1 protein-coding gene is annotated in these 492 nt (G+C 79.5%); it reads left to right on the forward strand.

The window, feature by feature from the left end:
- A partial coding sequence (locus ACVMLK_RS21315) for a YbfB/YjiJ family MFS transporter (protein ID WP_457487581.1) occupies positions 1–492 on the forward strand: 492 nt, incomplete at both ends.

Below are 492 nucleotides of genomic sequence, written 5' to 3' on the forward strand. Positions count from 1 at the left end.
CGGCGGCGGCGGGCACCGTGGTCTCCGGCGTCGGCGGGGGGGTGGTCCTGGGCGCCCTGGCGGTACCGGCGCTGCTGCCGCTCGGCGTCTCGTCGATCTGGCTGGGGCTGGGGCTGATGAGCCTGCTGCTCTGGCTGCCCCTGCGCCGCTACTGGCCCGCCCCGCCGGCGGAGGAGGTGGCGGCCGGACCGGGCGCGGTGGCCCCGCCACGCCGCTGGCCGGGCGTGACCGGGCTGATGGTCGTCTACGGGCTGTCCGCCGCCGGCATGGTGCCGCCGATGATCTATCTCGCCGATCTCGGCATGCGCGGACGCGGCCTCGGCGCCGCGGCCGTGGCGCTGCTCTGGGCGCTGTTCGGCCTCGGCGCCATGGCGGGCACGCTGCTGGGCGGGCGGATCGCCGGCCGGGTCGGGGGCATGCGGACCCTGGCGCTGTGGATGGGCGTGCAGGCCCTCGCCCTCGGGGCCGCCCTGCTGCCCGGCGGCGCGGCCG

This window comes from Teichococcus aerofrigidensis, assembly GCF_054073225.1.